The following is a 13,116-nucleotide window of genomic DNA, read 5'->3' on the forward strand; positions in this document are numbered from 1 at the left end:
CGCCGGAGCCGGCGGCGCCGCGCGCCTCGCGGCGCAAGCGGTTCGCCGCCCTGGCCCGCAGGTCCGCGCCCAGCAGCGCGGTCGCCGCGGCGAGCGGCCTGGCGCTGGCCGCCGCCTTCCCGCCGTACGACCTGTGGCCGCTGTCGCTGGTCTCGGTCGCCGCGCTGTCGCTGCTGACCCGCGGCAGGACCGTACGCCAGGGCGCCTGGCTCGGCTTCGCCTTCGGCTGGCCCTTCTTCATCTGGCTGCTCCAGTGGCTGCACACCGTCGGCTGGGACGCCGTGGTGGGCCTGGCCGCGATCGAGGCGGGCTTCCTGGCCGCGCTGGGCGCCTGCCTGGTGCTGGGCCAGCGGCTGCCCGGCCGGCCGCTGTGGGCCGCGTGCCTGTGGGTGACCGAGGAGCTGGCCCGCGACCGGCTGCCCTTCGGCGGCTTCCCGTGGGGCCGGCTGGCCTTCGCCAACACCGCCTCCCCGTACACCCCGCTGGCGGCGCTGGGGGGCGCCCCGCTGGTGACCTTCGCGGTGGCGCTCAGCGGCACCCTGCTGGCCGCGGCGGCGCTCACCGGCGCCCGCCTGTACCGCACCCGGGCCTGGAGCCCGCGGGCGGTGCTGCCCGCGGCCGGCGCCCTGGTGCTGTCCGCGGCGGTCCTGCTGGCCGGGCTGCTCGTACCGGTGCCGACGAACGCCACCGACCACGTACGGATCGCCGTCGTGCAGGGCAACGTCCAGCAGCCGGGGCTGCACTTCCTCGGCCGGCCGATGATGATCCTGGACAACCACGTCAAGGCCACGCTGAAGCTCGCCGCGGACATCAAGGCGGGCCGGGTGCCCAAGCCCGACGTGGTGCTGTGGCCGGAGAACTCCTCCGACCTCGACCCGTTCTCGAACCCGGCCGCCTACGACAAGATCACCGAGGCCGTGCAGGCGGTCGGCGTCCCGGTCCTGGTGGGCGTGCTGGTGGACGGCCCGGACGCCGACCACGTGCAGAACGAGGGCATCGTGTGGGACCCGGTCAAGGGTCCCGGCGCGCACTACACCAAGCAGCACCCGGTGCCGTTCGGCGAGTACGTCCCCTTCCGCAAGGAACTGACCAAGGTCATCAGCCGGCTCGACGAGATCCCGCGCGACTTCTACCCCGGCAAGACCACCGGTGTGCTGCAGATCGGCCCGGCCAGGCTGGGCGACGTGATCTGCTTCGAGGTCGCCTACGACGGCATCGTGCGCGACACCGTCAACGCCGGTGCGCGGGCCATCGTCGTCCAGACCAACAACGCCACCTACGGCAGGACCGGGCAGCCGGAGCAGCAGCTCGCCATGTCCAGGCTGCGCGCGATCGAGCACGGACGGGCCGTCGTCACCGCCGCGACCAGCGGGATCAGTGCGATCGTCGGTCCCGATGGCAAGATCGAACAGCGCAGCAGGGAATTCACCCAGCAGGTGCTGAACGCCGACATCCCGCTGCGCGACGGCAAGACGGTCGCCGATCGCGTCGGTGCGGCACCCGAGTGGACCCTCGCTATGGTGGGGCTTCTGTCCTGTGCGGTCGCCATCGCACTCGGCAGGCGGGGCCGTACCCGCACCACGAAAGGACAGGAACAGCAGTGAACGACGGCGAGCAGCGGAGCTTCGGGCCGCTCGGCAGGGTCCTGGTCATCATCCCGACCTACAACGAGGCCGAGAACCTGGTGCCGATCGTGCGGCGGGTGCGGGCCTCGGTGGCGGACGCCGACGTCCTGGTCGCCGACGACAACAGCCCTGACGGCACGGGCAAGCTGGCCGACGACCTGGCAGTCGAGGACCCGTCGGTGCACGTCCTGCACCGCGAGGGCAAGGAAGGGCTCGGCGCCGCCTACCTGGCCGGCTTCCGCTGGGGCATCGACAACGGCTACGACGTCCTGGTCGAGATGGACGCCGACGGGTCCCACCAGCCCGAGGAGCTGCCCCGGCTGCTGACCGCGCTGAAGAGCGCCGACCTGGTGCTCGGCTCGCGCTGGATTCCCGGCGGCCGGGTGGTGAACTGGCCCAAGAGCCGCGAGTTCATCTCCCGCGGCGGCAGCACGTACTCCCGGCTGATGCTGGGCGTCACCATCCGCGACGTCACCGGCGGCTACCGGGCCTTCCGCAAGGAGACCCTGCTGGGCCTCGGCATGGACGACGTCGCCTCCGCGGGCTACTGCTTCCAGGTGGACCTGGCCTGGCGCGCGGTCAAGGCCGGCTTCCACGTGGTGGAGGTGCCGATCACCTTCGTGGAGCGCGAGCGCGGCGACAGCAAGATGAGCCGCAACATCGTGGCCGAGGCGCTGCTGCGGGTCACCGGGTGGGGGATCAGCTCCCGGGCCGCCCGGTTCACCGGCGGCAAGCCCGCCGCCGTCGGCGAGGCCGTGCCCGAGGACGACGGCGACGAAGGCGCCGACGCCGACGCCGATCCTGCCGTACGCCTGCACGTCGGCCCGCAGGCGGACGGCGAGGCGGACGCCGCGATCACCGCGGAGGCCGGCCGCCCGTCACCGTCCTAGGCTCAGGTCCTAGCCCAGGATGTTCACCGCTCGCGCCACCACCAGCACCACGGTCAGCAGCGACACCGCGGACTGCGCGAGCATCAGCGCCTTCGCCCAGCGCGTCATCGGCATCACGTCGGTCGGGCTGAACGCGGTGGAGTTGGTGAAGGACAGGTAGAAGTAGTCGAAGAAGGCCGGCTCCCAGTGCGGCGGGGCCAGCTCGGGCGACTGCATCTGGACGAAGAGGAAGTCCGGTACGTCCCGCTCGCCCTGCGAGCGGGCGGCCGGGCCGCCGCGGTCCAGCTCCCAGTACAGCAGGGCGAAGATCACTGTGTTCGTCAGCCAGATCGCGCCGCCGGTCAGCAGCAGCGCCCCCGCCGCCGAGGTCTCGGTGCCGCCGATCAGGTCGGCCACCAGGCGCACCGCCGAGTAGGCGTTGGCGCCGCCGATCACCAGGGCCAGCCCGATCTCCAGCGCGCGGATGGTGCGCGAGCCGCGCTCGATGCGGTGCGGGTTGCTCGCGACGAGCGCCACCAGCAGGGCCAGCTCCACGGCCGGCATCAGCCACTGCGGGTGCACCACGAGCCGGGACGGCAGCGTCAGCTGGATCACCACCACGGCCACCACCGCGGCCGTGGAGGTCCAGCGCGGCTCCCCCCGGGTGACCCGGCGCCAGGCCGGCGCCGGCAGATGCTCTGTTTCCCGCGGGTCGTCCGTCACGTGCCACATCGTGTCGGTACGGCACCGCCGAGTCCACCGCGGGCAGCCCCTGCCGACCCGGCCTTTACCCGCTCTTTGGCACACTTGAGCTATGACGACGAGTACCCCGCCCCCCGTCCGCCCGCGCTCCGCGCAGCCGCGGCGGCGCTCCCGCGCCAGGACCGTGGTGCCGCTGGTGATCGCGGCCTGGGCGGTGCTGGAGATCTGGCTGCTGACGGTGGTGGCCTCGGCCACCAGCGGCCTGGTGGTGCTGCTGAGCATCGTCGCGGGCTTCGTGCTGGGTGCCGCGGCCGTCAAGCGGGCCGGGCGCAGCGCCTGGCGCAACCTGGCCGCCACCATGCAGCAGCAGGGCGCCGCCGCGCAGGGCGCCGAGGCCACCGTCCCGCCGGTCGGCGGCGGGCGCACCGGGCTGCACATGCTGGGCGGGATGCTGCTGATCATCCCGGGCTTCATCTCCGACGCGGCCGGGCTGCTGCTGCTCTTCCCGCCCACCCGCAAGCTGATCGGCTCGCTGGCCGAGCGCGCCGCGGAACGCTCGCTGCGCCGCCACGCGGGGGCGGTGGACCCCGGTTCGCTGGGCGACCTCTTCCAGCAGGCCCAGCAAGCCGGTGAGCAGACCCGTATCCACCGCCCCGACGGCAAGGTCATCCAGGGCGAGGTCGTCGACCGCGAAGGCCCGCGGGAGGGCTGAGAGCCCGGAGGCGCGGGGGTTCGGGACCTCGGGGGGCTCAGGCCCTCCGAGCGGCCTCCCGGGTCCGTGGGAGTCGGTCCGTGGGAGTCGGTCCGTGGGTGTGCGGACACGACAAAGCCGCCCGGCGAAAAACGCAACGCTGCGTTCCGCGCCGGGCGGGATAGTCGGTGCCGCCCCCGGATCTCACCCGGGGGACGGGCGTCAAGCGGTCTTGCGGTTGTCCCGCGGATGCACCGCGATGTTCATCGCCCCGGAGCGCAGGACCGCCAGCCGTTCGGCCAGCACCTCCTCCAGCTCCTCCAGCGTGCGCCGCTCCATGAGCATGTCCCAGTGCGTGCGCGCGGGCTTGGTGGTCTTCTCCTCGGGACCTTCTCCGTCCACCAGGAGTGCGGTCTGGCCGCAGGCGCGGCACTCCCACTCCGGCGGAATCTCGGCCTCGACCGAAAACGGCATCTCAAATCGATGTCCGTTCCGGCATGCGTACTCAACGGTCTGGCGCGGGGCCAGATCGATACCGCGGTCGGTCTCGTAGCTGGTGGCCCCGAGTCGCGTGCCGCGGAGAGCTCGCTCACTCATGAATCGTGCCTCCCGGGCTTGGTCGCCCACAGGACAGGTGTCGCTGTCGTCGTCATCCGGTCAACGTCCGGTCGGCGGTGAAGATTCCCGATGAGGGAGATGCGTCGCCCGTCGTGTCGCCCCTGTTTGTACCCACCGGCGCCCGGTTTGTCACATCTGAGGGGAGATGTCACCCGGTGTTGTCATATCTTTTGTGTGCAGTAACGGTCAAGCTACCGGGCCAACCGCGTACACTACCGGTCCGCGCGGCCCGGGACTAAATCGTGTCCGCCACCGCGCGTTCCCGGGGGCCGGGTGCCGCCGGTGTTCCGGTCCGGGATCGGGTACCCGTCCGGGAGCCGCCGAAAACCCGGAGGAAGAACTGGGCGAGCGGGCCGATCGTCAGCGCATAGAGCACGGTACCGACCCCGACCCCGCCGCCGAGCAGGAATCCGGCGGCGAGCACGGTCACCTCGATGCCGGTGCGGATCAACCGCAGCGAGCGGCCGGTCCTGCGGTGCAGGCCGGTCATCAGGCCGTCCCGCGGCCCCGGGCCGAAGCGGGCGGCGATGTAGAGGCCGGTCGCGACGCCGTTGAAGAGCACTCCGGCCAGCAGCAGCGGGATACGGGCGCTCAGCGCCTCCACGTGCGGGACCACCGCGCAGGTGGCGTCGATCGAGGCGCCCACCAGGACGACGTTGGACACCGTGCCGAGTCCCGGCCGCTGCCGGATCGGCCACCACAGCAGCAGCACCACCGCACCGACGAGAATGGAGATGTTGCCGATGCTGATCCCGGTGTGCCGGGCCAGGCCCTGGTGGAAGACGTCCCACGGGTCGAGGCCGAGGTCGGCGCGGATCACCAGGGCGTCGGTCGCACCGTAGAGGACCAGGCCGACGTAGAGCCGTACGAGGCGGCCCACCGGGAGCGGGCCACGTGGGAGAAGAGGCGGACGGGACGGAAACGGGCGAAACGGTGACAACGGAAACCCCCCTGGCGGTCGTACGGACGCGCATGTCACTGTGTGGCCTGTAAGGGGATGCGATCCATGGCCAATCCGCGAAAGGTGGACTGAATTTCATGTCGCAGTGGACTGCGTCGGTCAGCGCGGCACATCTGGCCCGGCTGCTGGAGCCGGGTCCCGCGACCGGAGGCACCGGCCGCAAGCTGCCCGCCTACCGCGGGCTGGCCGACGGCGTACGGCTGCTGGTGCTCGAAGGCCGGGTGCAGGTCGCGGCCAGGCTGCCCGCGGAGCGGGAGCTCGCGCTGGCGCTCGGCGTGAGCAGGACCACCGTGGCGGCCGCGTACGAAGCGCTGCGGGCCGAGGGCTTCGCGCGATCCCGGCGCGGCGCCGGCAGCTGGACCGCGATCCCCGAGGGCCATGTGCTGCCCTCCCGCAGCCTCGAACCGCTGCCGCCGGACGCCGCGGGCTCCGTCATCGACCTCGGCTGCGCCGCGCTGCCGGCCCCCGAGCCGTGGCTGACCAACGCCATGCAGGGCGCCCTCGCCGAACTCCCGGCGTACGCCGCCACCCACGGCGACTTCCCCGCGGGCCTGCCGGTGCTGCGCGAGGCCATCGCCGACCGCTACACCGCGCGGGGCGTGCCGACCATGCCCGAGCAGATCATGGTGACCACCGGCGCGATGGGCGCGATCGGGGCGGCGGCCCGGCGGGTGGCGGGCCTCGGCGAACGCGTCGCCGTGGAGTCGCCCAGCTACGCCAACGTGCTGGAACTCTTCCGCGAGACCGGGGCGCGGCTGGTGCCGGTCGCGCTGCGCGAGGGCCTCGGCGGCTGGGACATGGGTGCGTGGCGGCGGGTGCTGCGGGACGCGGCGCCGCGGATGGCGTACGTGATGCCGGACTACCACAACCCCACCGGGACGCTCGTCGGCGACGAGGAGCGGCGCGAGCTGGTGGAGGCGGCCAGGGCCGCCGGCACGGTCGTCGTGGCGGACGAGACGATGGCCGAACTCACCCTCGACGGGGCGGAGCCGGGCGTCCGCCCGATGGCCGCGTTCGACCGCGGCGGGACGGTGATGACGGTCGGCTCCGCCAGCAAGGCGGTGTGGGCCGGGCTGCGGATCGGCTGGGTCAGGTCCACGCCCGACGTGGTGCGGCGGCTGGTCTCCGCCCGCGCCTACCTCGACCTGGGCTCGCCGGTCGTCGACCAGCTCGCCGTCGCCTGGCTGCTGCGGGGTGGCGGCTGGGACCAGGCGCTCGCCGCGCGGCGGGCACGTGCCCGCGAATGCCGGGACGACCTCGCGGCGGCGCTGCGCGAGCACACACCCGGGTGGGACTTCACGGTGCCGCGCGGCGGGATGACGATGTGGGTGCGCACGGGTGACGTGTCCGGCTCCCGGGTCGCCGTGGCCGGCGAGCGCCTCGGCGTCCGCGTGCCCTCCGGGCCGCGCTTCGGCGTCGACGGGGCTTTCGAGTCCTACGTGCGCGTTCCCTTCACGGTGAGCGGCTCCGCGGCGGTCGAGGCCGCCACCCGCCTCGCCGCCGCCGCCGACCTCGTCCGCTCCGGCGCGGCGCCCGACGCAGAGCCTTCAGGCCTCTTCGTCGCCTAGCCCCTCCGGGGGGGCCGCCCCCCACACGGTCCCCTCACCCCGGGGGTGCGCTTCCGCCGGCCGCGGGGGCTGAGGGGGCGCCCCTGCGTCGTGCGTCGCGCTTCAGCCGGCTGCGGGGGCTGAGGGGGTGCCCCTGCCGAGGGCGGTGCTTTTCAGGGGCGCGGGGAACTGCGCGGCCGGCCCGCCAGCGGGGTGCGGGTCGTCACCGGCCGCAAGGGGCTGTTGCTGTCGCATCCGGACCACCGGTGGGTGGGTGGCTGAGCGCGCAGTTCCTCGCGCCCCTGGGGGGTGGCGGTCCGCCGCCGTGCGACGGTCGTGGGTTCGTGTCGTGTGCCGCGGAGGGCGAGCACCGGGGGTGCGGGGAACTGCGCGGCCGGCCCGCCACCGGGGTGCGGGTCGTCACCGTCCGGAGGGGGGTGTTCGGTCCGTGCCGGACCACCGGCCGGTAGGCCTGGGGTGGTGGCGGTCCGCCGCCACGCTCGCCCCCGCGGAGGGGGCCGTACGACCGGCGTGGGCGGGGAAGAGCGCCGGCTTGGGCTAGCCCAGGTCGGCGACCGTGCGGATGACGGCCTCCTTGCGGAGGGTGGAGGGCTCCGGCTCCGGCTCGGGGTCGGGGGCCGGGGGCTCGGGGGTGGCACCCGGGAGGAGGGCGAGGACGGCCTCGCGCTGCGGGGAGGTCGCCTCGTCGTCGTAGGGGTCGGGCGTCGCCGGCACCTGGAGCCGGAGCACAGGCCCGGTGCCGAGCCGGGCGTACCCCCGCCCCGGGGGCACCTCCGCGGCCGGGGTGGTGCGCTGCGCCGCACCGAGCACCGCCTCGACGTGCTCCGGCGCCAGCCGCCCGAGCACGACCCGCGCCCGGGTGTGCGCGATGACCACCGGCGCCAGCGCCTCCGTCGCGTCGAGCTGGTCGGCGACGGCGACGGCGACGTTGGCCGTACGCCCGTGCCGCAGTGGCACGTCGAGCAGCAGCTGCGGGTCGGGCCGCCCCTCCGCCAGCGCCAGCTGGCTGAGCGCGGTCGGCCGGTCGACCAGGATCCACAGCGGGCGGCGCGCGTCGTCGTCGACCGGCCGCCCCTCCTGCCGGGCGCGGTTGACCGCGATGAGCCGGCGCTCGGTCTCGTGCGCGGCCCACTCCAGCGTGGCGGCCGCGCCGAGCAGCCCGTCCTCGACGGCGAGCACTCCCGGCCGCCCGGTCAGGCACGCGTACTCGCCGGTGCCGCTGCCGTCCACGATGACGACGTCGCCGTGCACCAGCGACTGCAGCGCGATCGACCGCAGCAGGCTCGTCGTCCCGGTGCCCGGCTGGCCGAGCGCCAGCAGGTGCGGCTCGGTGGAGCGCGCCCCGGTGCGCCACACCACCGGCGGCGCGTCGCGAGTCTCCTCGCCGCTCCCGGCGACCGGCACGGTCCGCGGGACGGCGTCGGGGTCGGTGAAGCCGAGCACCGTCTCGCCGGGCGCGGTGACGAAGCGCTGGGCGACGATGTCGGTGGGCAGCGGCGGCAGCGCGGTGAGGGTGAGGTGGTTGTCCTCCTCGTCCCAGTCGAAGCGGTACTCCCGGCCCCGCCCGGCCTTGGCGTGCAGCAGCTGCTCGATCCTGGCGCGCGATTCGGCCTCGCCGTCGGTGAAGTACGCCGGGTAGCGCAGGTGCAGCCGCACCAGCCGGCCGTCTTCGAAGTCGAAGGAGCTGAACGCCTTCGCCCAGCTGCCGTCGTGGGTGTACAGCGGCGCGGGGTCGGCCGGATCGGACAGGTACGGCACCAGCGCCTCGTACAGCGACTGCAGCCGGCCGGTCTCCGCCTCGCCGGGGCCGGCCGGCGCGGACGGCGTGCGGTCCCGGCCCATCCAGGCCGCGGACGCCAGCAGCGCGACGACGGCCAGCAGCGGGCCGTACGGCATCATCACCACGACCACCACCCCCGCGACGGCCAGCAGCAGCGCGGGACCGCGGCGGTCCTTGGGGGTACGGCCCCACCAGCCGCCGGTCCAGGCCGCCTGCCGGCGCATGCCGCGGGCGATGGTGATGACCGGGTGCAGCACGTCGGAGGCGCCGTCGGCGGCGCTGCGCGCCAGGTCGCGGCCGCGGACGAGCGCCGGTCGGCTGCTCAGGATGCTGGGAAGGGGACGCCTGGCCACGGTTGCTCCATCGGGTGACTCGGGTGCGGAGGCCGCGTGGGACGCGCGGCGGTGCAGCTGGGGAGAAGGTGGGACCGAAGGCGACCCGGGAGCGGGCGACCGCTCCCGGGCCTGCGGGTGGCGTACGTCGTGCTCTCTGCCGGGGACGGCCGGCTAGATCTTGATCCCGCCCAGCAGACTGGCCAGGCTCGCGCCGCCGGCCGTGATGCTCGGGGCGATGGCGGTGCTCGCGAGGTAGAAGCCGAAGAGCGCGCTGACGATGCCGTGGGACACCTTCAGCCCGTCCTTGCGGAAGAACAGGAACACGATGACGCCGAGCAGGACGACGCCGGAGATGGACAGGATCATGGGCTTTCTCCTGGGTGCTGGGGACGGTCACCATGAGTTCTTCAAGGGTCACAAATAGTCATGAATCCCGCGCGCTGGCAAACGGGTGATTTATAGAGAATTTCCCCTATATGAGTGGATGATCGGGGAGTTCGCCCCGCCGCCGCACGGCTTTCGCGCTCCGGCAGGATGGCCGTGTGCAGCTCACTCCGATCACCTGGCCGCGGCTCGCGGAAGCCCTCGCCGACCGGATCGCCGCCTCTCCGCCGCCCGCGGGACCCTGGTGGCGCGTCGCGGTGGACGGCGCCCCCGCCGCCGGCACCGCCGACCTCGCGGACGCCCTGGCCGCCGCGCTGCCCGCGCTCGGCCACCCGGTGCTGCGGGTGCGGGCGCAGGCCTTCTGGCGGCCCGCCTCGCAGCGGCTCGAATACGGGCACCAGGACGTCGACGCGTACTACCAGCTGTGGCTGGACACCGGCGCCCTGCGCCGCGAGGTGCTCGACCCGCTCGGCCCGGGCGGCAGCGGGCGCGCCCTGCCGTCGCTGCGCGACCCCGGCACCGACCGCTCCACCCGTGCGGAGTACGTGGCGCTGCCGCCCGGCGGCGTCCTGGTGCTGGACGGCCCGCTGCTGCTCGGCCAGGGCCTGCCGCTGGATCTGACGGTCCATCTGCGGCTGTCGGAGGGCGCGCTGCGGCGGCGTACGGAGGCGGCGGAGCAGTGGACGCTGCCCGCCTACCAGCGCTACGCCCGCGAGGCGCTGCCGGAAGAGAGCGCCGATGTCCTGGTACGTGCCGACGATCCGCGGCACCCGGCCTGGACCGGCTGACGGCACCGCGGCGGGCCGCGTCCCTCCCGCCTTGCCGTGGGGGTACGCGCCCCGCTAGCGTCCTCGAACACCATGACTGTCGCCACCGCGCCGCTGACCGCCGAGCACATACCCCTGGCCGTGCAGCGTTACGACCGCTGGTTCTCCCGGGCGCGACGCCCCCCGTCCCAGCGGTCCTGGCTGGCCGACGGACCCGTACGCGGCGACGAGTTGGTGGGCAGGCTGCACGCCGTCCCCGGCGTCGAAGCCTGCCGCGCCCTGGACGGCGACGGCAACCTGATCGGCTACCTCGCCGCCCAGCCGGTCACCCTGGCCGCCGACGACCCGGCCGCGCTGCGCACCCATCCGCGGTCGGCCCTGGTGCCCTACGGCGGCCACGCGCTGCCGGGCGGGCGGGAGACCGAGGTGCTGCGCTCGCTCTACGCCAGGATCGCCGACCGGCTGGTCGCCGACCGCCGGCTGGTCCACTACGTGCAGGTGCCGGCCGGCGACGTCGCCACCGCCCCCTGGGCCGACCTCGGCTTCGGCCGCGAGCTGGTGCACGGCCTGATGGCGGTCAAGGCCAGGGGCCGCCAGCCGCGCGGCGTCGAGGGCCTCGGCATCCGCAGGGCCGGTCCCGGCGACCTGCCGCAGGTCGGCCGGATGGCCGCGGAGTCCTCGCGGCGGCAGCGCGAGTCGGCGATGTTCCAGCCGCAGCCCGAGGGCGCACTGGCCGCCCTGCGGCTGCACTACGCCGATGCGCTCGCCGACCCGCGCTGCGGTGCCTGGATCGCGTCCCGCAGGGGCGAGGAGATCGCCATGGTGCTGGTCGTGCCCGCCACGCCCGACCCGGTGATACCCGGGTCCTGCGTCGAACTGGCCGAGGCGTACGTGGAGCCCGCCGCACGCGGCGAGGGCATCAGCCGGGTACTGCTGGCCACCGCACTGGCGTGGGCGTACGACAACGGCCACCGCTACATGTCGGCCCGCTGGCACTCCGCGTCCCCGCTGGCCGCGGGGCACTGGCCCGCGGTCGGCTTCCGGCCGGTCGGCTACCGGCTCAGCAGGACCCTGGACGCCCGGATCGGCGGGGCGCCGGGAAGCTACTGAGCGGAACCTGACGCATCGCCAGTGGTGAATCGGGACGTATGGGAAATACCCCTGCAATTCGGGCATTTCGCAGTGATCCGGATCACTGCGCCGCCGCCGCGTGACCGGGCTCACCGGAGGAACACGGTCCGGCTTCCCCGTGACACCCGCTGTTCCCGACATGGCCGATTTGTCACCGCGTGCACCCCGCCCCTCGACCCGCGGTGACCGACGCGCGCACGGAACGGTGCGGCCTCGCGGCGGGGAGTAACCGCCGGTTCGGGCGGAATGGGGTGGCATGCCGCCTTTGGTTGCCCGCCGATCCCGGGGTCGTCTAGCTTCGCCCTACCGCGGGCCGGACGTCCGCGAATCCGCCGGGCGGGACGCCGAATCCTGCCGCCGCCCGGTCACGGGAACAGCCGAGCATTCAGGGCAGGAGCGGGGGACCCAGGTAAGCCGCCGTCCGGGGACACCGGACGGCTCGGGGTGAAGTCGTGCCGCCGAACGCCCGCCGCGCAGCGCGGGCACGGTGATCACGGCCGGGCATCTCCTGCCCGAACCCGACAGCTCACCTCGCAGGCGTAGGAGAGGAATTCCCCCATGCCCGCAAAGGGACAGCACCGCAAGCCCCGCTCGCTCAACCGCCTCACCCGGGTGTGCATCGCCGCGGGCACCGGGGCCGCCGCCCTCGCGCTGCCGCTGGTCTCCGTCGCCCACGCGTCGGCCGCCGAGCCTGCCAAGGCCCCCGCCGTCTCCGCCAAGGCGCAGCAGTACACCGTGGTCCGCGGCGACACCCTCGCGAAGATCGCCACCGCCCACCACGTCAAGGGCGGCTGGAAGTCGCTCTACAACGCCAACAAGAAGGTCATCGGCGCCAACCCGAGCCTGATCCGCCCCGGCCAGCACCTCACGCTGAACACCGCCGTGGTCAAGGCCGCGCCGGCCCCGGCGAAGAAGGCCGCCCCGGCCGCCGCCGTCAAGAAGGCCGCCAGCCCCTCCGGCTACAGCAAGCCGGTCGGCGACGCCGCCATCGGCACGCCGTACCACGCCGAGGGCTCCAACTGGTCCTCCGGCTACCACACCGGCGTCGACTTCCTGGTCTGGAGCGGCACCCCGGTCCACTCGGTCGCCGCGGGCACCGTGGTCCACGCCGGCGCGGACGGCTCCTACGGCAACGACGTGATCATCCGGCACGCGGACGGCAAGTACACGCTGTACGGCCACCTCACCAACCCGGTGGTCTCGGTCGGCCAGACCGTCACCTCCGGCCAGGAGATCGGCATATCCGGCGCCACCGGCAACGTCACCGGGCCGCACCTGCACTTCGAGGTCCGCACCACCCCGGACTACGGCTCCGACATCGACCCGGTCGCCTACCTCGCCGCGCACGGCGTCACCGTCTGACCGATCCGACGGCCCAGCCGCCGCCCTGCACGTGCCCGCCCGGTCTTCACCACCGGGCGGGCACCGCCTTTTCCGGCTCTGTCCTGAGCCTCCGGCCGCCGCGCCGGTCAGAACATCCCGGCCAGCTCGCCGCGGGAGACCACGCCGAGCTTCGGGTACGCCTTGTAGAGGTGGTAGCCGACCGTGCGCGGGCTCAGGAACAGCCGGGCCGCGATGTCCTTGTTCGACAGGCCCTCCGCCGCAAGCCGCACGATCTGCGACTCCTGCGGGGTGAGCCCCGCCGCCGCGTCCACCGGCCCGCTCGCCCGGCCCGCCTCGGGCAC

The 13,116-nt window shown here is 74.0% G+C and carries 12 protein-coding genes, 1 pseudogene and 1 riboswitch; of the genes and pseudogenes, 7 read left to right on the plus strand and 6 right to left on the minus strand.

Annotation, left to right across the window (positions count from 1 at the left end):
• Positions 1 to 1,604, plus strand: a 1,604-nt coding sequence (lnt, locus tag NFU81_RS39210; protein ID WP_251501681.1) for an apolipoprotein N-acyltransferase, incomplete at its 5' end; no start/stop codon positions are given.
• A pseudogene (locus NFU81_RS39215) lies at positions 1,601 to 2,359 on the plus strand (polyprenol monophosphomannose synthase); the annotation flags it as partial. The gene lnt and the pseudogene NFU81_RS39215, both read left to right, overlap by 4 nt.
• Before the next feature lie 165 nt (positions 2,360 to 2,524).
• On the opposite strand, the gene NFU81_RS39220 reads toward NFU81_RS39215, so the two are convergent.
• Positions 2,525 to 3,217 (minus strand): DUF1345 domain-containing protein, encoded by a 693-nt coding sequence (locus NFU81_RS39220; protein ID WP_251501684.1) that lies wholly within the window; start codon positions 3,215 to 3,217, stop codon positions 2,525 to 2,527.
• A gap of 91 nt (positions 3,218 to 3,308) precedes the next feature.
• On the opposite strand from NFU81_RS39220, the gene fxsA reads away from it, so the two are divergent.
• Positions 3,309 to 3,908 (plus strand): FxsA family membrane protein, encoded by a 600-nt coding sequence (gene fxsA, locus NFU81_RS39225; protein WP_251501687.1) that lies wholly within the window; start codon positions 3,309 to 3,311, stop codon positions 3,906 to 3,908.
• A gap of 201 nt (positions 3,909 to 4,109) precedes the next feature.
• Here fxsA and NFU81_RS39230 read toward each other — a convergent pair whose 3' ends face one another.
• Both NFU81_RS39230 and yczE read right to left on the minus strand, forming a co-directional pair.
• Entirely contained in the window at positions 4,110 to 4,484 is a 375-nt protein-coding gene (locus NFU81_RS39230; protein ID WP_031517570.1) for an RNA polymerase-binding protein RbpA, read from the minus strand.
• Between the two features lie 256 nt (positions 4,485 to 4,740).
• On the minus strand, positions 4,741 to 5,385 hold the full coding sequence (gene yczE, locus NFU81_RS39235) for a membrane protein YczE (protein WP_251501689.1): 645 nt from the start codon (positions 5,383 to 5,385) through the stop codon (positions 4,741 to 4,743).
• Positions 5,386 to 5,543: 158 nt separating this feature from the next.
• Between yczE and yczR the strand changes: the two genes are divergently transcribed.
• Positions 5,544 to 7,034 carry a MocR-like transcription factor YczR gene (gene yczR / locus NFU81_RS39240; protein WP_251501692.1) on the plus strand — a complete coding sequence of 497 codons (1,491 nt, stop codon included), beginning with the start codon at positions 5,544 to 5,546 and terminating at the stop codon, positions 7,032 to 7,034.
• A 537-nt stretch (positions 7,035 to 7,571) separates the two neighbouring features.
• On the opposite strand, the gene NFU81_RS39245 is transcribed toward yczR, so the two are convergent.
• Positions 7,572 to 9,167 carry a hypothetical protein gene (locus NFU81_RS39245; RefSeq protein WP_251501695.1) on the minus strand — a complete coding sequence of 532 codons (1,596 nt, stop codon included), beginning with the start codon at positions 9,165 to 9,167 and terminating at the stop codon, positions 7,572 to 7,574.
• 153 nt (positions 9,168 to 9,320) lie between these two features.
• Positions 9,321 to 9,515 carry a hypothetical protein gene (locus NFU81_RS39250; protein ID WP_033172702.1) on the minus strand — a complete coding sequence of 65 codons (195 nt, stop codon included), beginning with the start codon at positions 9,513 to 9,515 and terminating at the stop codon, positions 9,321 to 9,323.
• A 176-nt stretch (positions 9,516 to 9,691) separates the two neighbouring features.
• Between NFU81_RS39250 and NFU81_RS39255 the strand changes: the two genes are divergently transcribed.
• The 3 genes from NFU81_RS39255 to NFU81_RS39265 all read left to right on the plus strand — a co-directional run bounded on the left by NFU81_RS39255 (position 9,692) and on the right by NFU81_RS39265 (position 12,793).
• Positions 9,692 to 10,321, plus strand: coding sequence for a nucleoside/nucleotide kinase family protein (locus NFU81_RS39255; protein ID WP_251501698.1), 630 nt, complete (start codon positions 9,692 to 9,694; stop codon positions 10,319 to 10,321).
• A 72-nt stretch (positions 10,322 to 10,393) separates the two neighbouring features.
• On the plus strand, positions 10,394 to 11,410 hold the full coding sequence (locus tag NFU81_RS39260) for a GNAT family N-acetyltransferase (protein ID WP_251501701.1): 1,017 nt from the start codon (positions 10,394 to 10,396) through the stop codon (positions 11,408 to 11,410).
• Positions 11,411 to 11,796: 386 nt separating this feature from the next.
• Positions 11,797 to 11,984, plus strand: a riboswitch (cyclic di-AMP (ydaO/yuaA leader).
• A gap of 5 nt (positions 11,985 to 11,989) precedes the next feature.
• Positions 11,990 to 12,793 carry a M23 family metallopeptidase gene (locus NFU81_RS39265; RefSeq protein ID WP_251501704.1) on the plus strand — a complete coding sequence of 268 codons (804 nt, stop codon included), beginning with the start codon at positions 11,990 to 11,992 and terminating at the stop codon, positions 12,791 to 12,793.
• Between the two features lie 107 nt (positions 12,794 to 12,900).
• Here the strand turns inward: NFU81_RS39265 and NFU81_RS39270 are convergent.
• Positions 12,901 to 13,116, minus strand: a 216-nt coding sequence (locus NFU81_RS39270; RefSeq protein WP_251501706.1) for a helix-turn-helix domain-containing protein, incomplete at its 5' end; no start/stop codon positions are given.

Origin of the sequence: Actinacidiphila cocklensis (assembly GCF_907177275.1) — a bacterium.
Classification (GTDB): Bacteria; Actinomycetota; Actinomycetes; order Streptomycetales; family Streptomycetaceae; genus Actinacidiphila; species Actinacidiphila cocklensis.

What these genes read in the sequence shown, in the direction of transcription:
- NFU81_RS39260 (WP_251501701.1), top strand. Translation starts at nt 10,394, where the DNA reads ATGACTGTCGCCACCGCGCCGCTGACCGCCGAGCACATACCCCTGGCC.
- yczR (WP_251501692.1), top strand. Translation starts at nt 5,544, where the DNA reads ATGTCGCAGTGGACTGCGTCGGTCAGCGCGGCACATCTGGCCCGGCTG.
- NFU81_RS39230 (WP_031517570.1), bottom strand. Translation starts at nt 4,484, where the DNA reads ATGAGTGAGCGAGCTCTCCGCGGCACGCGACTCGGGGCCACCAGCTAC.
- fxsA (WP_251501687.1), top strand. Translation starts at nt 3,309, where the DNA reads ATGACGACGAGTACCCCGCCCCCCGTCCGCCCGCGCTCCGCGCAGCCG.
- NFU81_RS39250 (WP_033172702.1), bottom strand. Translation starts at nt 9,515, where the DNA reads ATGATCCTGTCCATCTCCGGCGTCGTCCTGCTCGGCGTCATCGTGTTC.
- NFU81_RS39265 (WP_251501704.1), top strand. Translation starts at nt 11,990, where the DNA reads ATGCCCGCAAAGGGACAGCACCGCAAGCCCCGCTCGCTCAACCGCCTC.